This is a genomic window from Bradyrhizobium sp. DOA9 (assembly GCF_000617845.2).
Classification (GTDB): Bacteria; Pseudomonadota; Alphaproteobacteria; order Rhizobiales; family Xanthobacteraceae; genus Bradyrhizobium.
Window position 1 is genome coordinate 5472383 of the sequence record NZ_DF820425.1, and the last position, 20392, is coordinate 5492774.

Below are 20392 nucleotides of genomic sequence, written 5' to 3' on the forward strand. Positions count from 1 at the left end.
GCGGCAGCTCGATCTATTGTTCGAGCTGAGCGCAGCGTTCAGGAGACCGCCCCCCCCCGCTATCCAAGCGCGACCTCCTGCCGGAGATACGCGACCCGCTCCTCGATCAGGACGCGGTGGCGCTCCCACTCGACCAAGGTCTCCTTGAGCAGGCTGACCAGCCGCTCGGCCTGGCGCGTGTCGTGTCCGCCCGCCATGAGCTCGCGCACCCGATCTTCCTGATCGCGGATGCGCTTCCAGCCCTCCTCGATGTCCTGATCGGCCTTCACCAGGAGGCGTTGCTCGGCCTCGAGCTGCGCGGTGCGGTCGGCAAGGGGGATGGCCATAGCCAAAGCCTTCAAGCCTCCCGTTCGCCGGTGGGAGGATCGAGCGATTTTAGCACGACACGCCGGATCATGTCGGCATATTCGCGGTATTCGCGTGACCGAGCCTCGTACATCTCCGCCACGGCAGCCCGCCCGCTGCGACGGCCGTCCGCTGCCATGCGCTGCACCAGCTCGGCGCGCTCCTCGATGATGCGCAGCGCCACGCGCAGGGCTTCGTCAACGCGCCCCTCCTGCTCCTTGGCGAGCGCATCGGCCGTGAAGCCGTGGCCGACCTGGCAGCGGAAACGCATCGGGCGAGCGTTCTTGACCTCCGAGAGCACCCCGCCGCAGGCTGGACAGGTCAGGGCGACAGGATCGGCCACAGAGAGGAGCTTGTCGCTTCCGATCCGCTCTCCGGCCGCAATCTCGACCTCGAGCCTGATCTCGGGCGGGATCGGCAGCGCGGCGCCGGCCTGCTCCTTGACCAGCTCGGACAGCACGTCGCCCATGGCGGCGCCGGGAACGCAGAGGTCGACCGTGGTCGCCTCCATGGCGCGCCGCGGCATCTCGTCGGAGATCGCGTCCGCGGGGTCTTGGACCACGGCCATTCCGCCGCAGCGCTTGATGGCATTGAGTCCGGCCGCGCCGTCCGACAACAGTCCGCTCAGGAGTACGCCGATCACCCGCGGCCCGTGATAGAGGGCGGCGGAGCGGAACAGGGCATCGACCGCCGGCCGCACCATGTTTTCGCGCGGTCCTCGGCCGAGGAAAATGTGATCTCCGGACAGCAGCAGATGATGGTCCGGCGCACCCAGATAGACATGACCCGCCTCGATTTTCATGCCGTTCTGGGCCTGGCGCACCGGAAGCGGCCCGGCGCTGCTGGCGACGGTGGAGAGAATGCCGATGCCCTGGGCCGGAATGTGCAGCACGACGAAGACCGCCGCGGGCAAGTCTGCGGGCAGGCGGCCCAAAATCTGCTTCAGCGGCGCGGTCGCTCCGGCCGAGCCCCCGATGACAATGATGTCGCGGTTGCTCATGGAACCGGCCTCCGATTGCATCGTTTGCAGTTTGCACCAAGGCGGATCGCCGGCTTATGTTCCTACGCGTTTGGAGGCTGAGACACCATGGCGGCATCGTCGCATCAGCGCGGACCACTCGCAGGGCGTCGCATCTTCGTCGTCGAGGACGAGTATTTCCTCGCCGATGACATCGGCAAGACATTCCGCGCCATGGGCGCGGAGATCGCAGGTCCCGTTGGTCATTTCGAAGACGCGCTCAAGCTCCTGAACGACGGCGGTGTCCTGGATGCCGCCGTGCTCGACGTCAACATTCGAAGCGAGATGATCTTTCCGATCGCCCGCGAACTGAAGGCACGGAACGTACCCTTCATTTTCACCACGGGATACGACAAGATCACGCTCGGTCCGGAGTTTCAGGACGTCCCGCTGCTGGAAAAGCCGATCGATCTTCCGGCGATGGCACAGAAGCTGGCTGGGCTCATCGCCGAGCCGAGAGCTTGATCACGCGGGGTTTGACCACGCAACGACGCGTGTTCCTTCGGCTCCTTCGCAAGATTCAGGGGAATGCTCGATGATCTACACACCCAATCCTACCGTCGACAAGCAGCTCGTGAAGCATTCCCACGATCTGGTTCGCAAGGCGATGGCACTGCTGCGCAAGAGCGATCATCTCGTCACCGAGCAACGCCTGCGCGACGAGATCGTGGAAGCGCAAGACATGTCGCGGCGCCAGGACGACCGGAGATGACGACCGGAAATCCGGTCAAGACTGCTGACTTGGTCTTAGTCGATCGCAATCAGAAGACATGCGCGAAAGCGAGCCAGGCGGTTACGGCCAGGCACAGGATGACTGCGGCGTAAGGTAGCGCGATGCGCAAGACGGCAAGCTCCCCCACTTCAGCTCATCATCATCCAGACGATTGCGACCATCATCACGACAAAACCCGTGACCGCAGTCGCGACAAAGGCCTGTTCGATACGATCCATCGCCATCACAGCCCCCTCGTGTTTCAGCCGTTGCAATTTGACGGCTTGAGGGCCACGGCGCATTAGGCTATGTGAATCGGGGTCTGCTTTCTCTCCGCACCAGGCTCGCGCCGCTCCACAATCGCGAGCGCGTCGCCTACGACCTTGCCGTACCCGGCTCGGCCATCTTGCGGTGCTGCTTGGCCAGCATCTCGTTGGGCGTGACGTTCGCGACCGTGGTCTGGATCTTGTTCTTCAGCCCGGCGACGATGTCCGCTTCCCCGCGCAGCATCGCATCGAAGCCGGCCTTGGCGACATCGTAGGCGCCGTCCTTCTTCTCGGTGCCGACCTTGGTGTCCATCATGTCGGCGCGACGGAAGAACTCGGTCTCGGTGGGACCCGGCATCAGACAGGTGACGGTGATACCGCTGTCGCGCAGCTCCTCGCGCAGGGCGAACGAGAAGGAATCGAGGAATGCCTTGCTGCCGTTGTAGGCGGCCTGGAAACTGCCCGGCATGAAGCCGGCGATCGAGCCGGTGATCAGGATGCGGCCGGCCTTGCGGCGAAGCATCTCATTGCCGACCCGGTGGATCAGATACAGCGTGCCGGTGATGTTGGTGTCGATCAGGTGTTTCACCCTGGCAAAGTCCTGATCGAGAAATGCCTTGCCGAGGCCGATTCCGGCATTGGCCAGCAGCGCATCGATCGGCCGGTCGCCGACCGCCGCACACAGCTTGTCGACACCCTCGGTGGTGGCAAGATCGGCCTCGACCGGCTCCACGCTGCCGCCGTGGCGGCGCAGATCGACCGCCACGCGCTCGATCTGAGGCTCGTCCGCGGCGATGACGAGATTGAATCCGGCCTGCGCGCAGCACCTGGCGAGTTCCAGACCGATACCGGTTGAAGCACCCGTGACGACGGCGAGTTGATTGGCGGGCATAGGCACATCCTTGCGATGAGATCCTGAGATCGCGGTTATCACGCTCAATCGCTGCCCTGCCCTCTCGTTCCAACTTGCGCGGTGCGAAGAATTTGCGCGCAGCGATAGCAACCATCGATCGTGCCTGGACTTAGATGCCACGTGGCTCAACCCGGAGGACGGACGATGAAGGCGCTGGTCTGGCACGGCAAGGAGGACATCAGGTGCGACACCGTCACCGATCCGGAGATCCAGGACCCACGTGATGCCATCATCAAGGTGACGAGCTGCGCCATCTGCGGCTCCGACCTGCACCTCTTCCACAATTTCATTCCGGGCATGCTGCCCGGCGACATCATGGGCCACGAGACCATGGGCGAAGTCGTCGAGGTCGGCTCGGGCGTCAATGGCAAGCTGAAGAAGGGCGACCGCGTTGTCGTGCCCTTCACGATCATTTGCGGTGAATGCGAGCAGTGCAAGCGCGGCAATTTCTCTGTCTGTGAGACCACCAACCGTAAGCGTCACCTGGCCGACAAGGTGTTTGGGCACACGACCGCGGGGCTGTTCGGCTACACTCATCTGACCGGCGGCTATCCCGGCGGCCAGGCCGAATATCTGCGCGTTCCCTTTGCCGACGCCACCCACATCAAGGTGCCCGCGGGCATTCCCGACGAGCAATTGCTGTTCCTCAGCGACATCTTCCCGACCGGCTGGCAGGCCGCAGCGCAATGCGACATCGAGCCGACCGACACGGTCGCGATCTGGGGCTGTGGCCCGGTCGGGCAGATGGCGATCCGCAGCGCCATCCTGCTCGGCGCCAATCGGGTGATCGCGATCGACTGCCTGCCCGAGCGGCTCAGCATGGCCGAGGCCGGCGGCGCCACCACCATCAACTTCGAGACCGAGAGCGTGGTGGAGCGGCTCCAGGAGCTGACCGACGGCAGGGGCCCGGAGAAATGCATCGACTGCGTCGGCATGGAGGCGCATGTGATGCCATCGCTGCCCGACACCCTGCTCGACCGCGCCAAGCAGATGGTGATGGCCGAGAGCGACCGGCCCCACGTGCTGCGCGAGATGATCTATGTCTGCCGTCCCGGCGGCATCATCTCGGTGCCGGGCGTGTACAGCGGCCTGTCCGACATGCTCCCGATGGGCGCCTTCATGAACAAGGGCCTGACGATGCGGACCGGCCAGACCCACGTCAACCGCTGGACCGACGACCTGCTCCGCCGCATCGAAGAAGGCGAGATCGACCCGTCCTTCGTCATCACCCACACCGTCCCGCTCGCCCAGGGACCGGAGATGTACCAGGTGTTTCGCGACAAGCGCGAGTCCTGCGTCAAGGTCGTTCTGAAGCCCTGAAGGAGCCAGCCATGTTTCATTTCTCCAACATCGTGCGCACCAAGGGCGACCCTGAGATCGTCAAGGGCGGACCCAGCCTGAAACAGCCGGCGGACCAGCTCGCGCGTGCGCTCGGCTGGTTCAGCATCGGACTTGGCGTGGTCGAGCTGTTCGCACCGAGGCGCGTCACGGAAACGCTGGGCATGGAAGGCCGCGAGACGATGGTCCGCGCCTTCGGCGTGCGCGAGATCATGTCCGGGATCATGTCGCTCTCGGTCGACAAGAACGCCGGCCTGTGGACCCGTGTCGGCGGCGACGGGCTCGATGCCGCCGCGCTGCTGTCCGGGCTGACGTCGGACAATCCCAAGAAGGGCAATATCGCGCTGGCATTGCTGATGGTCGGCGGCATCGCCGTGCTCGACTACCGCGCCGCGCAGGACACCAAGCCGCGCCGCCCGCCGCGCGACGCACGGCGCAAGCTCTATCCGAACCGCAGTGGTTTCCCGAAGGGTATCGAGAGCGTCCGCACTGCGGCAAGGCAAATCGCAGCCCATGCCAAGACACATCTCAAGACACATGCCGAGACAAACGAGGTGAAGCAAGGTGATGAGCGTCGCGTCCCGTGATGAAGCTGCGTGGTGGGAATCCGCCGTCATCTACGAGATCGCGCTGATCTCCTTTCAGGACTCGAACGGCGACGGCAAGGGCGACCTTGCCGGATTGATGTCGCGCATCGACTATTTGAAATGGCTCGGCGTCGACGCGGTGTGGCTGACGCCGATCTACAAGAGCCCGTTCCGCGACCTCGGCTACGACATCTCCGACTATTGTTCGATCGACCCGGCCTTCGGCAGACTCGAGGAATTCGATCGCCTGCTCGAGGCGCTGCACGCCGCTCGCATCCGGCTCATCCTCGACCTCGTCCCCAATCACACCGCGAACGATCATGCATGGTTCGTCGAGAGCGCGAGCTCGCGCAACAGCGCCAAGGCCGACTGGTACATCTGGGCCGATGCGGCCGAGAACGGCGGGCCGCCCAACAACTGGCTGAGCCGGTTCGGCGGCAGCGGCTGGGAATGGTGCGAGGCGCGGCGGCAATATTACTATCATTCCTTCCTCGTCGAGCAGCCGGACCTCAACTGGCGCAACCCGCAAGTGCGCGAGGCGATCGCCGATTCCATGCGGTTCTGGTTCGACCGCGGCGTCGACGGCTTTCGTGTCGACGCCAGCGCGGTCCTGATCAAGGACAAGCTGTTGCGCGACAACCCGCCGAACCCCAACGCCGAGGGCAAGCCGCCGCCGCAGCGGCAGACGCCGGTGTTCACCGACGACCGGCCCGAGACGATGGATTGCATCGAGTTCATCCGGGAGGTGATCGATGCCTATCCCGGGCGGATGCTGTGCGGCGAGGTCCAGGGCAAGACCGACCGCATCGGCCATTTCTACGGCAACGACCGGCCGCGCCTGCATCTGCCGCTCAATTTCGCCCTGCTCGATTCCAAATGGGACGCCCTCTCGCTGCAGGCCACGATCGACGCCTATCTCAACGCCATCCCCGACGATGGCTGGCCGGTGTGGGTCATCGGCGGCCATGACAAGCAGCGGATCGCGAGCAAGATCGGCGAGGCGCAGATGCGCGTGCTGGCGATGCTGCTGTTGACGCTGCGGGGAACGCCGTTCTTCTTCATGGGCGACGAGATCGGCCGCAAGCGCGTGCCGATCCCGCCCGATCGCGTTCGCGATCCCTTCGAGAAGCTCGTGCCCGGCTATGGCCTGTGCCGCGATCCCGAACGCGCACCGATGCGGTGGGATGACAGCCCCGATGGCGGCTTCACCACGGGCCGCCCATGGTTGCCGCTGGAGCCGTCCGATGGTGCGGCCAATGTCGCTGGGCAGCAGCGCGACGAGCGCTCGATGCTCGCGCTGTTTCGTGCGCTGATGGCACTGCGGCGCGAACACGCCGGCCCGCAACGGGGCGAATACGAACCGCTGCGGTCGCAGAACGATGTCCTGGCCTACAAGCGCAGGGATGGCCGCCACGAGATTCTGGTCGCCCTCAATATCGCGGCCGAGCCGCGGAAATTCCACTGGCAAGGAAGCGGCCGTCTCTTGATGTCGACGCATCTGGATCGGCGAACCGAGACGGTGCCGGACGCATCCGTCCTGCTCCGAGGCAACGAAGGCGTGATCATCGCGCTCGAACCCCGGTGACGTCAGCAGGAACCATCCGCGTTTCGAAGAGTCTCATCAAGGCTTCCGGCGTCTCCCCCCGCCGCCGGAGGCAATTTGCAAGACCGCAGCCCCGGCGCCCACGCCCCCTTCAGGCGCCGGGGTAGCGGCGTGAGCTCAACGGCGGGACATATCGGAGGCAGCTCATGGGCAAGACCAAAGCTCTGCAGCAGCGGATCGCCGGCAAGACCAAGCAGGCCGTCGGCGAGATCATCGGCGACCAGGATCTGCACGATGACGGCAAGGCGCAAGCCGAGCGCGGGCGCGCCGAACAGGACAAGCCGAGCGAGCTCAATCCGCTGAAGAAGCTCAAGCAGCTGACGTGAACGCGGAGCCGCGGCCAGCACTCGCGAGTGGGGCGCGGCGCACCACCGGCGAGCGGCGGCGTTCGCGCTGGATTGCCGCGGCCGCACTCGGCCTGATCAGCAGCACCTTCTCCACCATTGTCAGCCAACTCTTCGCTGCCCGCATCGGCCGCGATGCCGCCGTCGATTGGATGACGGTTGCCGCAATTCCTGCGCGCGACTGGGCGATCGGCTCCGAGCCGTCCTGGAGCGCGATCCTGGCCGGGATCGCCTTTCACCAATGGGCCGATTTTTCCTGGGCGCTGGTTTTCTTCGGCGTGCTCGGACGCTGGACGGCCGACTTGCGGCCGATGACGATCCTGGTGCTGGCGCTGCCCTGGGCCGTGTTCTCATCAAGCATGGAATGGTTCGTGCTGGTGCCGCTGTTTCCGTTCTGGCAGCCGCTGTTCACGCTGCAACAACCCTATTGGATCGGCCTGCTGGTCCATGGCTCCTCGGCCGTGATGTATCCCCTGTTCGCGCGCCTGCGCTGGCGGCGCGGGACTGCGCCTGTGCGCGACGTGCGGTTCACCAACATGTGGATGACGGGCGCGCTCGCCGTGGTCGCGGTGCTCGGGGCGATCGCAATGTTCGGCGGTCATGGTTACGAGCTGCCGTGGATGGGCCGCGACAGGGATCAGGACCAGGCCTACATCCGACACATGACCGCGCATCATGCCCAGGGCATCGAGCTGGCACGGACGGCTGCCGAGCGCGCGCAGGATCCCCATCTGCGCAAGCTCGCGATGCTGATGGTCGCGAGCCAGACCGGTGAGGTCAGGATCTTCGAGAACTGGTGGCTGAGCTGGTTCGACACGGAGATGCCCGATTGCAGCACTGAGGAGCGTGCGGCGATGCCGGGCTTCCTGACACCGGCCGCGATGCGCCAGGTCAAGACCGCGCCGCCTGACCAGTTCGACACGCTGTTCGTCGCGGCGATGAGCCGGCATCACCGCGGTGCGGTCAGGATGGCCGACCGGATGTGGCACAGCCGAGGCGACCCTCGGCTGCGCATCATGGCGCACGCCATCCGCCACGGACAGCAGGGCGAGATCGCGCTGATGCACGGCACGCGCGGCCTCGCCGCCGTCACCACAGGCGTCCGCAACATGCTCGGTGACAACGTCAACTGAGCGCGAGGAGGCTTGGATCGGCGAGCGGCCTGCGGCCTCGCCGATCCCCCAGACGAACCTATCAAACGTTAATGCAATCCGTCGTCGTTATCGGCCACACTTGAAGCTGATGGGGGCCGTCGGAGATCAAATGCAGGCAGGATTTGCTTTCTCGAAGCTCGCCGACCGCCTGACGAGCCTCGTCGAACTGACCCCGGAACATCTCGAGCTGCTTGCGGACATGCCGAGCAGCATCGCGCATTTCGGCGCGCATCAGACCATCCTGCGGCACGGCGATCAGGCAACGCAATGCTGCCTGGTGCTCCAGGGATATCTGTCTTGGCAGAATGACGAGAGCGCAGATGGCCAGATCACCGCGATCTGCGTGCCCGGCGACATCGCCAACCTGCAAAGCCTGTATCGCCCGCGCATCGAGGGCAATTTGACCGCACTCGGCCCCGCAATCGTCGCGCTCGTGCCGCACCGCTTCTTTCGCGAGCTCGCGGCGCGTTCTGCGGCGATGTCGCACGCCCTGCTGTTGATGCTGCTTGCCGATCACGCCATCCAGCGCAACTGGACGGTGAACCTCGGCAGCCGGGACGCATTGACGCGCGTGGCCCATCTGCTCTGCGAGATCACCGTTCGCCTGCAGACCGTCGGGCTCGCCAGGGACTTCAGATTGTCCTCGCCCTTCACCCAGTCCGACCTCGCCGCGGCCTGCAGCATCTCCCCGGTCCATGCCAACCGCACCATCCAGGAGCTGCGCCGCTGCAACCTGCTGCAATGGCAGGGCAAGACCTTGACCATCACGGACTGGCCGGGCCTGGTCCGGCTCGCCGGCTTCGATCCGGCCTATCTGAGCATGCGATCCGACGCGGACGATGCTCGGCCGCTACATGCGAGACCAGTGGCGGCCGACGTCGCGGTCGCTTGAGCCGCCTCATGGGATGCGGCTCAGTGAACTCGGATCGTAGTTCCCTACTCCCGCCAAACCTCGGCCAGCTCTTCTGCGGTCACCAGGTCGACCTGACCGTGGAAGCGCGTGCGATACATCGTCATGAGCGCATCGTGACCGACGTCGGAGGAGCTGCACAGCGCGTCCTCGATGATGACGATCCTGAAGCCGAGATCGACGGCGCTCAGGACGGTCGAGAGCACGCAGACATCCGTCTCCGCCCCCGATATCACGACGGTGCCGACGTTCTTCTCGACCAAGAGGCGCGCAAGACCGGGATTGCTGAACGCGGAATAGGCCGGCTTGTCGATCACGGCCGCCGGCGGAACGAACCGGGCCAAGGCCGGCACGAGCTCCAGAGCCGATGCAGGCAGATGCCTGCGCGTCGCCTGGCGCCAGCGGCGGAAATAGCTCTGCCATTGCCCCGGGCGATCCTCCGGATCCTGCGGAGTGATGAAGCGTGTGAAGATCGTTCGCTCCGCATGGCGCGAAACGACCGAGACGACCGTCGGCAGGACGCGCTCCATCCAGGGCGTCGCCCAAAGGCCGTCGGGCGCGAAAATGCTCTGCATGTCGATGCACAAGTGAACCGCGCCGATGATGTCGGCGACATCCGACGTGCTGTCCCTCATTGTTCTCGACCCCCGATCATGTGGCACTCGTTCATGACGCAGAGATCGACGCCTCTCGCGCGTCGATGATCTGGGGCGGAACGCCCTTGAACAGCTTGGCCAAGGAGCAGCTCACGCGCACATATCCGTCGGACTTGTCGTGCACGAGCAGGATCTCGCTGCCGAGAACCGCAACCTCTTCCTGCGTGAGCCTGTGGGCAAGAGCGTTGAGCGAGCCCCATCCTCCGGCCGGAGCATCAAAGTTCTCGACCTTCGCCTTCCGCCGCATGATGCGTCCTTTGATTGCAGGCCCCGCACCAAAACCCGAAATGCAATCGTAAGTTCCTAAGCCTTCGGAGCCTTGCACCGGCCCGCGCGTCATGAGCCCGACGGGCTCAGCCTTGCGTGCCCGCTTCTTCGATCGCCGCTGGCAGCGCTGCATAGCGCGCGATGCCAGCAGCAATGAGCCTGCAGAAGCTTAGGGTGATACGACCGTAGAAGGCGCCTGCCCCGGGGGCCGAAGATGCGAAACGATAGGAGGCTCCGAGACCGCGAGCGATCTCGAACAATCCCATGACTTCGTGGTGCGCCGTCCCCGAGTGGATGCCGAGCAGCTGCAGCAACAAGGCCTGAAGACCAACGCTGTTCATGACGGCCTCGCCTCGGGGCGCGGCAGCGGCAGGAATTGAGCAAGATACGCGCTCCGCCATTGATACGGCGTATCTCCCACGAAGCGTTTGAACACCGTCGTGAAGTGAGCCTGGGTCTGAAACCCGACGGTCAGGGCGATGTCGACGAGCGAGACATCCGAATGCCGCAGCAAATCCTGAGCGCGTTCGATCCGCCGCTTCAGCAGATATTCGTGCGGCCTGAGTCCGACGGCCGCCCGGAACTGCGCAGCGAAATGCATCCGGCTCAGGCCGGCAACGGCGGCCAGATTCTGCAAGGTGACCTTCGCGGCCAGATTATCGTCGATATATTGCATGACGCGCTTGAGGCGCCATTTCTGCAACGATCGGACCGTCCGGCAGGCCTGGCCTTCATGGTCGCAGGCCGGCTCGGGCTGCTCTCGTCCGCCCGTCGTCCGCCCGCTCGCCTTACGGGTCAGAATGGCCAGACGCAATGCATCGACAAGGATGGCGGAATCTGGATGTTGCATGGCTCTGGTGGCTGCAAGTGCATCCGAGAGACGCCGCATCACCGGATCGGTCAATCCCTCTGTAGCCACCTCCCGATCCGATCCTGCCGGGGCGCGCGCAAGACGTTTCGCGGACACCCTGAAGCTCGGCGCACTGTCGGCGGGGCCGCACACGTCCAACGCAGGCGGCTGGATGGCCAGCGCAACATCGAGATGAACGAGAGAGAGCGTCATAGCCTCCTCGCCGGACCGGCGGGTACGTCTCGGCGGCCCCAGCCGCGCGCCATCGATTGACGAGACATCGATCGCGGTGGCGACATGATCCTTGGCGTTTTGCGGACGTGACATCTGCAGCAACATCGTCGAATCTCCTTGTCCCAATACGCGCCGGCAAAGCCTGAGCGACTTGGCCGATTGCGATGCGAGCAGAGTAGTCCGGCGATCCGCGCGCTCCATTCTACGCGCGGGTGCATGGATAAGGTCTCGGGTTGACCACGTCATACCTAGGTATGATCGCGGCGCATCTACCCCGGCGAGAGCGCGACCGGACGCGCGGGGACGGCCCCCTGGCCACGCCTGCGGTAGTTTGACGCGCCGCGATCGGCAGAACCGTCGCAGAGCCTTGTTCCGGCCGGAATTGACCTCCGGATCCCGCGCCGGTTACGACGTCCCGCGCAGTCTTCCAGAAGAGCACAAAAATTGCCCCGTCCGGATATTGTGGGGACGCTGAAACCGCGGCATCAACACCGTTGGGATGAGAGGAAACTCCGCTTGCGACAATGACAGATCTTGATCGGCCCACGGGTTCAACCATGAGCCGTGCCGGCTTGCGGTTCTCGTCCGCAGCCCTCGCCCTCGCGGTCTTCATGATTGACGTGCTGACGCCGCTCGAGGGTGCGGTCGCGGTCCTCTATGTCATCGCTATCCTGCTTGCGGCGAGGACGAACCGGCGCACTGACATCATCGTCGCCGCGACCGGCTGCATCGTCCTGACCATCACCGCCTATCTGCTGTCGCACTATCTCGAGGCGATCGGCTCGCCAGCCCTTCGCGCGCTGGTGAGCCTTGCTGCGATCGGGATCACGACCTTGTTGGTGTTGCAAAATCACGCGGCGACGACGCGCCTTGCGGCGCAGGCACGCCTGCTCAATCTCTCGCATGACATGATCTTCGTCAGGGATCGCGGCGGCGTGATCACGTTCTGGAACAAGACCGCGGAGCAGACCTACGGCTGGTCGGCCGACGAGGCGCTCGGGCAACTCGCCGACAAGCTGCTCCGAACGAGCTATCCCGACCGGCGGGAAGCCATCGAGGCCGGTTTGCTTGATACCGGACGATGGGAAGGCAGGGTGGAGCAACGGACCAAGGCCGGCGCCGTGCTCACCGTCGATGCCCGATGGGCCCTCCAGCATGATCATCTCGGTGCACCCGTCGGGGTGCTCGAAACCCATACGGACGTCACGGACCGCGTGGCGGCGCACAACGCGCTGGTGCAGAGCGAGCAGCGATACCGCCGGATGTTCGACGCAAGCCGGATCGGCGTCGTCGAGGAGGACTGGAGCGGACTGCGGACGGCGCTGGATTCGCTGCAGACCGAAGGGGTGGATCTGCGCGACCATCTGGCGCGAAATCCCGATTTCGTCGCTCATGCCCGCCGCCTCGCCAGGATTGCCGACGTCAATCCGGCCATGCAGAAGATGGCAGGGGCGAGCAGCTCTGCGACCTTCATCGAGAACGTGGACAAGCTGCTGGACGAAAACGGTCGCAGCTTCCTCGAGGCGCTGGTCGCATTCGCCGAAGGACAGCGGTTCCACGAAGGAGAAACCCAGCTCGTGCGTCTCGACGGGCGCAAGGTGCCCGTGCTGTTCACGATCACATTTCCGCCAAGATCCGACCGGGATCAAAACGTGCTCATCTTCGTGGTCGATATCACCGAGCGCAGGCAGGCTCAGGATGCACTTCTCGCGGCGCAAGCCGAGCTGGCCCATGCTGCGCGTGTCGCGACCCTTGGCGAGCTCAGCGCGTCCATTGCACACGAGGTGAACCAGCCGCTGGCGGCGATCGTCACCAGCGGCGAAGCAGGCTTGCGGTGGCTGCGACGCGACGTCCCCGATCTCGAGGAGGTCGCGACGACGATTGGCCATGTCGTTGCCCAGGGCCGCCGCGCCAGCGAAATCGTGACCCGCATCCGGACCTTCCTGAAAAAGGCTTCGCCCCAGCAGGATATGCTGCAGATCGGCGAGGTCATCGAGGAGGCGACGGCCCTCGTCGCGCGCGAGCTCGCCAAGGACGATGTCGTCCTCGTCGTCGAGTCGCGGCACGACCTGCCGCCGGTTCGCGGCGACCGGATCCAGCTGCAGCAGGTCCTGGTCAATCTTCTGGTGAATGCCGGCCAAGCCATGGCGGGCCGGGCCGGTTCCCGCACCATCACACTGCGCGCCGACATCGCCGACGGCGAGAGCATCGCCGTCACGGTCCAGGACAACGGCCCGGGAATTCATCCTGATGACCTGCCGCGCCTGTTCGATCCGTTCTTCACGACGAAAGAGGGCGGGATGGGCATGGGGCTTGCCATCTGCCGAACGACGGTGGAAGCTCACGGCGGCCGGTTGTCGGTGGCCAGCCCCCCGGGTTCGGGAGCGACGTTCCACCTGACATTGCCATATAGCCAAGTCCATTATTCGCCATGACACGACCAAACCAGGCTCCGCCGCCGGCCCCCTCCAGCGCTACCGTCATCATCGTCGACGACGATGCCGGCATCCGCGCCTCGCTCGATAGCCTGTTCCGATCCGTCGGCCTCGAGACGCGCCTGTTCGGCTCGCCGGCGGAACTGCTCGGCGGCTCGCTGCCCGACGGCCCCGCCTGTATCGTGCTGGACGTCCGCCTCCCCGGCGTCAGCGGGCTCGATCTCCAGAGCCAGCTGGTACGGCAGGGCATCAGCCATCCGATCATCTTCATGACGGGCCATGGGGACATTCCGATGTCGGTGCGTGCCATGAAAGCCGGCGCGGTCGACTTCCTCTCCAAGCCGTTTCGCGATCAGGACATGCTCGATGCCGTGACGGCCGCGCTCGAACGCGATGCGCAGCAGCGCGCCGAAGCTGCGACCGAGGAGGACATCCGCGTCCAGTACGAGACCTTGACGGCGCGCGAGCGCGAGGTGATGGGCCATGTCACCGCCGGCCTGATGAACAAGCAGGTCGCCGCCCTGATTGGCCTCAGCGAGATCACGGTCAAGATCCACCGCGGGAACGTCATGCGCAAGATGGGGGTCCGGTCGCTGGCCGATCTCGTCCGCAAGGCCGAGGCGCTCAGGGTATCCCAAGCCCGCAGGACTACGGATCACACCTGAGTATAATTCCGGCGGCACCGCCCCCCGGTGCATAAGACGCCATCGACCGCGCAAAGGGAGCTGCCCTCCTTGCGGAACACCGCGGTCAGGATTGTGTGCCAATGGCCAAAACCCCGGTGATCGCGATCGTGGATGACGACGAAGGCGTTCGCGCATCGCTTGCGAGCCTGGTGCGTTCGCTCGGCTATGATGCCCAGGCCTACGAGTCCGGCGTAGACTTTCTGCGGAAGGCCCCGGATGACGATCCGGCATGCATGATCGCCGACATCCAGATGCCGGTCATCGCCGGCGATGAGCTTCAGGCGCAGTTGATCGCCTCCGGCAGGCGCTTCCCCATCATCTTCATGACGGCATTTCCGAGCGAATCCATGCGTCAGCGCGTAATGGCGGCGGGCGCGCATTGCTACCTCGGTAAGCCTTCCAGCGGCGACGAGATCATCCGTTACCTCGAACAGGCGCTGGCAGGCCAGGCGCCGTAGCCCATACGCCCCAATGTCGCCCCGATGACGCCTGGATGCGACTTGCGCCGTCCCCTCCCCAACGACGGCCCCATTTTTCGACAGCGCGCTCAGCCTAAGCGCGATGCGATTAGGATGAATCCTCATCGCGCTTTGGGTTATTGTTTGAGCATGATCTTTGCGGAAGATCGCTACGCACTTTGCGCTAGCGCGGCCCTTCGGGTCCGGATCATGCTCTAGCCTAGGCGCTCAGATGACGCGCAACCCAGGCGCGCACGCCCTGAAGGCTCCTGAAATCATCCAGCGCGCGCGCCGGAAGCGTAGGTGCGATTTCGACCGCCATTCCGCTCAGCGCATGCCCCGGCCCGAGTTCGAGAAAGCCCGTCGCGCCCGCTTCGACGCAGGCTTGCAGGCAATCGGCCCATTGCACCGTGTGCGAGATCTGCGCCGCGAGCTTGTCGAGGCCGCTCTCGGCCGAGAGGACCGGCGCGGCATCGATACCGCTCAGAATGCGCACACCCTCCGCTGGCGGGAACATCACTTGCATCTGGCGCAACGCCTCGCGAAACGCCGACGATGCTCCGGCGAGCCACTTGGTGTGGGAGGCGACCTCGACCGGCAGTGCGACGACCCTTGCGGCGTACATCGCCCTCGCCTCGCCGGCAACCCCGCTCAGAGCCTCGCGGCCACCACCAATGACAAAGGCACCACCCGGATTGACGATGCCGATCGCCGCGTCGTGGCGCTCGCAAAGGCGTTCGAGCTCCTCTCGCGAAAGACCGCGGACGAAGATCAATCCGTCGCCGGCGCGCGTGGCCGCATCCATGACCTCGGCCCGGCGCGCCACGAGATCGAGCGTGGCGGTCGCATCGAACAGGCCGCCGACGCCCCATGCAGCGACCTCGCCGACGCTATAGCCGGCAATGATGACGCCACGTGAAATTGCATCTGCGAGCGCGCTCACCGCCGCGAGCGGTTGCAGGGTGCAGAGAATCTGGCCAGCGCGATTGCGATGCAGAGTCTCATCGCCTTCGGCGCGGACCAACTCGCGCGGATCCCTGCCGAGCAATGCCGCCGCACGCTCGAACAAATGTGCGGCCTCAGGCGCATCGCCCGTGAGGTCGAACATGTTCCGGTGCTGCCTGCCCTGCCCCGAACAGAGTATCGCCAGTGTCATGGTCGCCGCCTAGTGAGAGAACAGCGTTGCGATCGCAATCGCCAGGGTCGCGACGCTGACGCCGGTGCTCGCAATGACCATCGATCCCGCCGTCGCGGAATCCAGCCGGTAGTTGACCGCAAACAGGATCCCGAAGAAGCCCGACGGTAATACCGCAAGCAGAATCGCCGTCTTCGCGACTTCGGGACCGAGCTGAAGGCCATGGGCGATCGCGACTGCGAGCAACGGACGCAGGATGTCCGCAGCTCCCGTCGCCGCAACGACGCGCCAATCGATCCGCAGCGACTGGGCCGACAGCACGAGTCCGGTCAAGAACAGCGCGACGCCCGCAGCCGCATTGCCGATCAGGACGAGGCAGGCATGGACAAGTGGATCGAGATGCAGGCCGGACAACGAGAGTGCGACGCCGAGCGCAGGCGCCCACACGACAGGCTTGGCGAACGCGCGGCCGATGGCCGTCAGGAGCGGTGCTGCCCGCGCATCGGTGCCGCGGGCCTTGCTGGCGCTCATCTCGGCGATCACGAGGGTCAGGGGGCTGACGAGGATCGATCCCGTTGCCAGCGCGACAGCAACCGGGACCACCCCGGCAGGCCCCAGCAGCGTCGACAGGATTGGCAGACCGACGCCGGCAAGATTTGGGAAGCCGACCGTCAGAGCCTGCACTGCTGCATCGGACCGCGCCACCGCGAAGCATGTGCGCTCGAACCAGTACCAGGCGAGATAGATGACCAGCATGGTCACGCCGAACACGAGGAAGACTGGAACCTGATCGGTGATCCGGTCGCGCGGCGCCGATGCGGTCGCCGCGAACAGCGAGGCCGGCAGCGCGAAATCCATCACCAGCGCATTGAGGCTTTCGACATGGCCATTGTCGACGATCCGCGCCTTGCCTGCGGCGAACCCGAGCAGCAGCACGAACAAGACTGGCACCAGCGCCATCAATATGACGTTCGACGTCATGAGCTCAACGCCTCATGGGCGTCGACGAAGAGCGTCATTGCCAGCAGATCGGCCGATCCGCCCGGGCTGAGACGGCGGGCGACGAAGCTCTGATGGATCGTTTGCGCTCGCTCACGCCAGCCCGGCGCGGAAACCCCGCCTGAAGCGATGAATCGACGCGCCTCCTCATGCGCAAAGCGAAGTCCATCGAGCCCGCCGCGGTGCAGGAGGTTGGTGTCCTCGACGGAGGCGATCAGCGCAAAGCAAGCCTCGACCCGGGCGGCTTCCCTATCCTCCGGCATGACAGCCCTGGCTCTTCGCAGGCCCGGCAGACCGATCCGGTAGACACTGGGAAACCCCGCCGCGGCCTCGATGCGCGCACCGCCCGCGCGAAAGCGGCGGCGTGCGACGCTGCCATGGCTGTGCAGCAACACCGGTCCACCGAGGATGCTATCGCCCCACAGACATGCCACGGTATCGCCGAGCGAAAGTGTCGGATCGACCAAGCCGCCGGCTTTCGCGCCGACCGCGGCGCACAGCAGACCAAGCCCGAAGATCGCACCGCGATGCGTGTTGACGCCCGCGGTCGCGGCGAACATCGCGCGCTCGGCCTCGAGGCCGATGATCCGCAGCCGCCCCATGCCGCAGCCTCTCGCGCCTGCATCGGCCAGGCGCTGAAGATGGGGCCTGATCGCCCCGGCGCTGCGCCGGAACGTGCCGGCGTCCATGTCGTCGTGACTGCCATTGTCGACATGACTCACGAGCCCCGGCTTCGGCCAGGTCTCCAGCTCCTCGACGAGGCAGCGGGTGGCGATGGCGCCGATGGCGGAGACGTCGGGCGTGATGCGCGTTCGACGCTGAACCGACCCTTCAAAACCTCGCACGGCCGCGGTGATCATGATCCCCTCGCTCCGGCAATGAATCGATTCCTGCCGAGGAGAATCACGCTCTCGGTGCTTTTCACCAGAAGCTCGCTGCCGTCGCCGTGGATCTCGCGCCAGTTCACGGCAGCACCATCCGCGCGCATCAGCTCGCCATCGATCCGCATCGGCGCTTCGTTCTCGATCGCAGCCACATCGGCAACGAGACGATCGATGTCGGTTTCACCGCTGAACTCGAACAGCACATCGAGGTCCGATCGGTCCGTCACGTAGTCGAGCCCGGTCAGTGATTGCCAGGCCAGGCTGCCGAAGACGCGCGTGTCCACCGAGTGACGAAGCTTCAACCGGTCGAGCCGATCGAGCGTCGGCCACCAGTTGCGCGGCGCGTAAGCGCGCGCCTGCGGCAGCGACGGCGGCCTCGCCACCGAGAGGACGTGGTCGATATCAACCAGGAGGGAGATCCGCTTCTTGCCGGCCGAGGGCGGCAATGGCAGGCCCAGGGCAAGACCGACATCCTCGCATGGCAGGGCGCGCCGCCTGATCGCCGGCCAGCCCCTTTGAGGCCAACGTGCGACCAACGCATCGGCAGCGAGATCGCCGCGCGCTTCCAGCATCGCGCGCCATCCCGCCGGGCTGACGAAAACGAGGTCGTGACGACCCGGCGAACGCTCACAGTGCTTGCAGGGCCAGGTCACGAACACGCTCCGCAATATCGGCGGCCTTCAGCCGGCCACCACGCGCCTTGCCAAGCGCATCCCGTTGGTCTCGCGCGGCCGGCAGGTCGGCCAGCAGCACCTTGAGTTGATCGGCGAGCGAGACGTCATTGCTCCATGTCATGTGAACCGCGCCCATCTGCACGAGATTGGACAGCCCCGGCGCGAACACCGGCGTCGACTTCGCCTTCTCCTCGAGCGCTTCCATCGACAGCTTGGTGACCTTCGCCATCGACGGCAGGTCCATCACTGCAGGGTATGCACCGGGCAATCCGATCAGTACGCGGGTTGCAAGTCCCGTCGCGAGCAGAGCGCCCGCCGCCGAGTGACCGTAGAGAAGGCCGATGGTCGGCCGACCGCTCATGTCCGCGTGGATCAGCACCTTGGCCAGATGCGCGAGGAACTCGTTCAGCCCGAGCAGCTCGTCGCGCTTGCTCATGCGTTGGCTGTCGCTGTCGACGAGCACAAGGATCGGGCCAGAGTCGCGGCCGATCGACGCCAGGAGATGGCCGGACAATCTGATCGCCTCGTCGACGCCCAGTGCGGTCAGATCCGCGACACCGACGACGAGCATTTTTTCGCCGCATCGCGGCGTCGCCCAGCCGAGAAGGACGCCTTTGTCCTTCCTGATCTCATGGCCGTCGGGGAAGAGCGAGCCTAGAATGTCATCGAGCGTCACGGCTGGTCCTCCCGATTTCGTCGGCGAGCGCAATGAATTGATCGGCCGGCAGCTCCGGAACCGTTTCAGCGCACGCGATGCCCTGCGCCGTCCAGATGTCGATGGCATCCAGGCAGGCGCCGTAGCGGCTTAGCCGGTCGGCAAGCCGCTCCTGCTCTGCCTTCAAGCTGTCGAGGCCGAAAGATCCGATCAGGCCCAGCAGTTCGAGCGCGGCTTCGCGGAAATCCTGCACATTGTCGTCGGCAAAGACATCCGCGGCGCCCAGCAGCCGGCGATGCTTGCCGCCCATGGTGCGCCAGACCAGCGCGCGGTCGCGCGAGTCGAACTCTTCGACACCGCGATTGGTCTCGATCACTTCGGGGCCCGACACTGCGATGCGTCCAGGCTCCGAGACGGCGAGCGCCGAGCAGCAGCCTGCGATCAATCCACCGCCGCCATAACATCCGGACCTGCCGCCGATCAGGCCGATCACCTTGACGCCAGCGCTGCGCGCCTCCATCACCGCCCGCATGATCTCGGCGATGGCGAGCTCGCCGGCATTGGCTTCCTGCAACCGCACGCCGCCGGTGTCGAACAGGATCAAGACGGGGATCAATGCGATCTGGCGCGCGGCGCGGAGTAGCCCCGTCAGCTTGGCGCCGTGCACCTCGCCGAAGGCGCCGCCCATGAAGCGACCCTCCTGCGCGGCAACGAACACCGGCGAGCCGTCGAGGCGGCCGCGGCCGACGACGATGCCGTCGTCGAACTGTTCGGGAAGATCAAAAATCTTCAAGTGAGGACTGACTTCGCGCTGCTCCGGACCGATGAACTCGACGAAGCTGCCGGCGTCAAGCAGCAGCTCCAGCCTCGTGCGGGCCGACGCTTCGTGGAAGCTGGTGCTGCGGGCGCGTTCGGCCGGTGTGATGTCCTTGAGGGGCGCGCTCATTGGCCGTTCTCCGCGATCAATCGCACCGCCTGCGCCAAGCGAAGCGAAACCGTATCGGGGCGCGCGCCGCCGTCGTTGATCGAGAATCTCAGCCCGCCGGGCGAATAGCGCTCGACGAAATCGCCGATCACGGCGGTCCACACCTCGCCGAAGCCAACTGCCGCGGTCTTGATGTCGACGGCGCATTCCGCGTCCGGCAAGACGCGCTCCACCAGCACTTCCAGATTGCCCGAGGCGACCACGCCGACGATTGCGCTCTGCCTCGTGCCGCCGGCCGGTGCGCGAACCCTGTGCTGGAACCTGAGATCTTCCATGGACCGTCC

Annotated in this window: 25 protein-coding genes; 11 read left to right on the plus strand and 14 right to left on the minus strand. The window is 65.3% G+C overall.

Annotation, left to right across the window (positions count from 1 at the left end; genetic code table 11):
- Window positions 1–59 precede the first annotated feature (59 nt).
- Together BDOA9_RS25705 and BDOA9_RS25710 are read right to left on the minus strand one after the other, a co-directional pair.
- Window positions 60–326 carry a hypothetical protein gene (locus BDOA9_RS25705; protein ID WP_025036831.1) on the minus strand — a complete coding sequence of 89 codons (267 nt, stop codon included), beginning with the start codon at window positions 324–326 and terminating at the stop codon, window positions 60–62.
- An 11-nt stretch (window positions 327–337) separates the two neighbouring features.
- Complete coding sequence (locus BDOA9_RS25710; protein ID WP_025036832.1) at window positions 338–1345, minus strand: chemotaxis protein CheB; 1008 nt, start codon at window positions 1343–1345, stop codon at window positions 338–340.
- A gap of 87 nt (window positions 1346–1432) precedes the next feature.
- Between BDOA9_RS25710 and BDOA9_RS25715 the strand changes: the two genes are divergently transcribed.
- Together BDOA9_RS25715 and BDOA9_RS39045 are read left to right on the plus strand one after the other, a co-directional pair.
- A complete protein-coding gene (locus tag BDOA9_RS25715) occupies window positions 1433–1828 on the plus strand; it encodes a response regulator (RefSeq protein WP_025036833.1) in 396 nt (131 codons plus the stop codon).
- Window positions 1829–1898: 70 nt separating this feature from the next.
- Entirely contained in the window at window positions 1899–2075 is a 177-nt protein-coding gene (locus BDOA9_RS39045; protein ID WP_192859610.1) for a hypothetical protein, read from the plus strand.
- A 375-nt stretch (window positions 2076–2450) separates the two neighbouring features.
- Here BDOA9_RS39045 and BDOA9_RS25720 read toward each other — a convergent pair whose 3' ends face one another.
- Window positions 2451–3233: an SDR family NAD(P)-dependent oxidoreductase gene (locus BDOA9_RS25720; protein ID WP_025036834.1), complete on the minus strand. Its 783-nt coding sequence runs from the start codon at window positions 3231–3233 to the stop codon at window positions 2451–2453.
- Window positions 3234–3398: 165 nt separating this feature from the next.
- Between BDOA9_RS25720 and BDOA9_RS25725 the strand changes: the two genes are divergently transcribed.
- The 6 genes from BDOA9_RS25725 to BDOA9_RS25750 all read left to right on the plus strand — a co-directional run bounded on the left by BDOA9_RS25725 (window position 3399) and on the right by BDOA9_RS25750 (window position 9172).
- Window positions 3399–4574, plus strand: a complete 1176-nt coding sequence (locus tag BDOA9_RS25725) for a zinc-dependent alcohol dehydrogenase (RefSeq protein WP_025036835.1) — start codon at window positions 3399–3401, stop codon at window positions 4572–4574.
- Between the two features lie 11 nt (window positions 4575–4585).
- Window positions 4586–5179, plus strand: a complete 594-nt coding sequence (locus BDOA9_RS25730; RefSeq protein WP_025036836.1) for a hypothetical protein — start codon at window positions 4586–4588, stop codon at window positions 5177–5179.
- On the plus strand, window positions 5160–6764 hold the full coding sequence (locus tag BDOA9_RS25735) for an alpha-amylase family glycosyl hydrolase (protein ID WP_025036837.1): 1605 nt from the start codon (window positions 5160–5162) through the stop codon (window positions 6762–6764). The genes BDOA9_RS25730 and BDOA9_RS25735 overlap by 20 nt, the downstream gene beginning before the upstream one ends.
- Window positions 6765–6928: 164 nt before the next feature.
- Complete coding sequence (locus BDOA9_RS25740) at window positions 6929–7108, plus strand: hypothetical protein (protein ID WP_025036838.1); 180 nt, start codon at window positions 6929–6931, stop codon at window positions 7106–7108.
- On the plus strand, window positions 7105–8259 hold the full coding sequence (locus BDOA9_RS25745) for a DUF305 domain-containing protein (RefSeq protein WP_025036839.1): 1155 nt from the start codon (window positions 7105–7107) through the stop codon (window positions 8257–8259). Before BDOA9_RS25740 ends, BDOA9_RS25745 begins: the two co-directional genes overlap by 4 nt.
- Window positions 8260–8389: 130 nt before the next feature.
- Window positions 8390–9172, plus strand: coding sequence for a Crp/Fnr family transcriptional regulator (locus BDOA9_RS25750; RefSeq protein ID WP_025036840.1), 783 nt, complete (start codon window positions 8390–8392; stop codon window positions 9170–9172).
- Between the two features lie 44 nt (window positions 9173–9216).
- On the opposite strand, the gene BDOA9_RS25755 is transcribed toward BDOA9_RS25750, so the two are convergent.
- The 4 genes from BDOA9_RS25755 to BDOA9_RS25770 are packed head-to-tail and all read right to left on the minus strand — an operon-like array spanning window position 9217 to window position 11302.
- Window positions 9217–9825, minus strand: a complete 609-nt coding sequence (locus tag BDOA9_RS25755) for a cysteine hydrolase family protein (protein WP_025036841.1) — start codon at window positions 9823–9825, stop codon at window positions 9217–9219.
- A gap of 31 nt (window positions 9826–9856) precedes the next feature.
- On the minus strand, window positions 9857–10186 hold the full coding sequence (locus tag BDOA9_RS25760) for a hypothetical protein (protein ID WP_152033471.1): 330 nt from the start codon (window positions 10184–10186) through the stop codon (window positions 9857–9859).
- A 13-nt stretch (window positions 10187–10199) separates the two neighbouring features.
- Window positions 10200–10454 carry a hypothetical protein gene (locus tag BDOA9_RS25765; RefSeq protein ID WP_025036843.1) on the minus strand — a complete coding sequence of 85 codons (255 nt, stop codon included), beginning with the start codon at window positions 10452–10454 and terminating at the stop codon, window positions 10200–10202.
- Window positions 10451–11302, minus strand: coding sequence for a helix-turn-helix domain-containing protein (locus tag BDOA9_RS25770; protein WP_025036844.1), 852 nt, complete (start codon window positions 11300–11302; stop codon window positions 10451–10453). The genes BDOA9_RS25765 and BDOA9_RS25770 overlap by 4 nt, the downstream gene beginning before the upstream one ends.
- 452 nt (window positions 11303–11754) lie before the next feature.
- Between BDOA9_RS25770 and BDOA9_RS25775 the strand changes: the two genes are divergently transcribed.
- The 3 genes from BDOA9_RS25775 (at window position 11755) to BDOA9_RS25785 (ending at window position 14776) form a co-directional block, all read left to right on the plus strand.
- Entirely contained in the window at window positions 11755–13632 is a 1878-nt protein-coding gene (locus tag BDOA9_RS25775) for a PAS domain-containing sensor histidine kinase (protein ID WP_244521523.1), read from the plus strand.
- Complete coding sequence (locus tag BDOA9_RS25780) at window positions 13629–14297, plus strand: response regulator transcription factor (protein WP_025036846.1); 669 nt, start codon at window positions 13629–13631, stop codon at window positions 14295–14297. Before BDOA9_RS25775 ends, BDOA9_RS25780 begins: the two co-directional genes overlap by 4 nt.
- 101 nt (window positions 14298–14398) lie before the next feature.
- Window positions 14399–14776 (plus strand): response regulator transcription factor, encoded by a 378-nt coding sequence (locus tag BDOA9_RS25785; RefSeq protein WP_025036847.1) that lies wholly within the window; start codon window positions 14399–14401, stop codon window positions 14774–14776.
- 220 nt (window positions 14777–14996) lie between these two features.
- On the opposite strand, the gene BDOA9_RS25790 is transcribed toward BDOA9_RS25785, so the two are convergent.
- Genes BDOA9_RS25790 through mdcC form a run of 7 tightly spaced genes read right to left on the minus strand, consistent with a single transcriptional unit; the run spans window position 14997 to window position 20383 of the window.
- Complete coding sequence (locus BDOA9_RS25790; protein ID WP_025036848.1) at window positions 14997–15932, minus strand: malonate decarboxylase subunit epsilon; 936 nt, start codon at window positions 15930–15932, stop codon at window positions 14997–14999.
- Between the two features lie 9 nt (window positions 15933–15941).
- Window positions 15942–16892, minus strand: coding sequence for an AEC family transporter (locus BDOA9_RS25795; RefSeq protein WP_025036849.1), 951 nt, complete (start codon window positions 16890–16892; stop codon window positions 15942–15944).
- On the minus strand, window positions 16889–17770 hold the full coding sequence (mdcB, locus tag BDOA9_RS25800; protein ID WP_025036850.1) for a triphosphoribosyl-dephospho-CoA synthase MdcB: 882 nt from the start codon (window positions 17768–17770) through the stop codon (window positions 16889–16891). Before mdcB ends, BDOA9_RS25795 begins: the two co-directional genes overlap by 4 nt.
- Window positions 17767–18447, minus strand: a complete 681-nt coding sequence (mdcG, locus tag BDOA9_RS25805; protein ID WP_025036851.1) for a malonate decarboxylase holo-[acyl-carrier-protein] synthase — start codon at window positions 18445–18447, stop codon at window positions 17767–17769. The genes mdcB and mdcG overlap by 4 nt, the downstream gene beginning before the upstream one ends.
- Window positions 18422–19144, minus strand: coding sequence for a biotin-independent malonate decarboxylase subunit gamma (mdcE, locus tag BDOA9_RS25810; RefSeq protein WP_025036852.1), 723 nt, complete (start codon window positions 19142–19144; stop codon window positions 18422–18424). The genes mdcG and mdcE overlap by 26 nt, the downstream gene beginning before the upstream one ends.
- Window positions 19131–20069, minus strand: a complete 939-nt coding sequence (locus BDOA9_RS25815; protein ID WP_025036853.1) for a biotin-independent malonate decarboxylase subunit beta — start codon at window positions 20067–20069, stop codon at window positions 19131–19133. The genes mdcE and BDOA9_RS25815 overlap by 14 nt, the downstream gene beginning before the upstream one ends.
- Window positions 20066–20383 carry a malonate decarboxylase acyl carrier protein gene (gene mdcC / locus BDOA9_RS25820; RefSeq protein WP_025036854.1) on the minus strand — a complete coding sequence of 106 codons (318 nt, stop codon included), beginning with the start codon at window positions 20381–20383 and terminating at the stop codon, window positions 20066–20068. Before mdcC ends, BDOA9_RS25815 begins: the two co-directional genes overlap by 4 nt.
- Between the last annotated feature and the right edge of the window lie 9 nt (window positions 20384–20392).

Coding starts and splice junctions, on each gene's coding strand:
- BDOA9_RS25790 (WP_025036848.1), bottom strand. CDS start 15,932: ATGACACTGGCGATACTCTGTTCGGGGCAGGGCAGGCAGCACCGGAAC.
- BDOA9_RS25735 (WP_025036837.1), top strand. CDS start 5,160: ATGAGCGTCGCGTCCCGTGATGAAGCTGCGTGGTGGGAATCCGCCGTC.
- BDOA9_RS25740 (WP_025036838.1), top strand. CDS start 6,929: ATGGGCAAGACCAAAGCTCTGCAGCAGCGGATCGCCGGCAAGACCAAG.
- BDOA9_RS25730 (WP_025036836.1), top strand. CDS start 4,586: ATGTTTCATTTCTCCAACATCGTGCGCACCAAGGGCGACCCTGAGATC.
- BDOA9_RS25775 (WP_244521523.1), top strand. CDS start 11,755: ATGAGCCGTGCCGGCTTGCGGTTCTCGTCCGCAGCCCTCGCCCTCGCG.
- BDOA9_RS25765 (WP_025036843.1), bottom strand. CDS start 10,454: ATGAACAGCGTTGGTCTTCAGGCCTTGTTGCTGCAGCTGCTCGGCATC.
- BDOA9_RS25785 (WP_025036847.1), top strand. CDS start 14,399: ATGGCCAAAACCCCGGTGATCGCGATCGTGGATGACGACGAAGGCGTT.
- mdcB (WP_025036850.1), bottom strand. CDS start 17,770: ATGATCACCGCGGCCGTGCGAGGTTTTGAAGGGTCGGTTCAGCGTCGA.
- BDOA9_RS25705 (WP_025036831.1), bottom strand. CDS start 326: ATGGCCATCCCCCTTGCCGACCGCACCGCGCAGCTCGAGGCCGAGCAA.
- BDOA9_RS25815 (WP_025036853.1), bottom strand. CDS start 20,069: ATGAGCGCGCCCCTCAAGGACATCACACCGGCCGAACGCGCCCGCAGC.
- BDOA9_RS25710 (WP_025036832.1), bottom strand. CDS start 1,345: ATGAGCAACCGCGACATCATTGTCATCGGGGGCTCGGCCGGAGCGACC.
- BDOA9_RS39045 (WP_192859610.1), top strand. CDS start 1,899: ATGATCTACACACCCAATCCTACCGTCGACAAGCAGCTCGTGAAGCAT.
- BDOA9_RS25720 (WP_025036834.1), bottom strand. CDS start 3,233: ATGCCCGCCAATCAACTCGCCGTCGTCACGGGTGCTTCAACCGGTATC.
- BDOA9_RS25715 (WP_025036833.1), top strand. CDS start 1,433: ATGGCGGCATCGTCGCATCAGCGCGGACCACTCGCAGGGCGTCGCATC.
- BDOA9_RS25795 (WP_025036849.1), bottom strand. CDS start 16,892: ATGACGTCGAACGTCATATTGATGGCGCTGGTGCCAGTCTTGTTCGTG.
- BDOA9_RS25780 (WP_025036846.1), top strand. CDS start 13,629: ATGACACGACCAAACCAGGCTCCGCCGCCGGCCCCCTCCAGCGCTACC.
- BDOA9_RS25725 (WP_025036835.1), top strand. CDS start 3,399: ATGAAGGCGCTGGTCTGGCACGGCAAGGAGGACATCAGGTGCGACACC.
- BDOA9_RS25770 (WP_025036844.1), bottom strand. CDS start 11,302: ATGTTGCTGCAGATGTCACGTCCGCAAAACGCCAAGGATCATGTCGCC.
- BDOA9_RS25755 (WP_025036841.1), bottom strand. CDS start 9,825: ATGAGGGACAGCACGTCGGATGTCGCCGACATCATCGGCGCGGTTCAC.
- BDOA9_RS25760 (WP_152033471.1), bottom strand. CDS start 10,186: ATGACGCGCGGGCCGGTGCAAGGCTCCGAAGGCTTAGGAACTTACGAT.
- BDOA9_RS25750 (WP_025036840.1), top strand. CDS start 8,390: ATGCAGGCAGGATTTGCTTTCTCGAAGCTCGCCGACCGCCTGACGAGC.
- mdcC (WP_025036854.1), bottom strand. CDS start 20,383: ATGGAAGATCTCAGGTTCCAGCACAGGGTTCGCGCACCGGCCGGCGGC.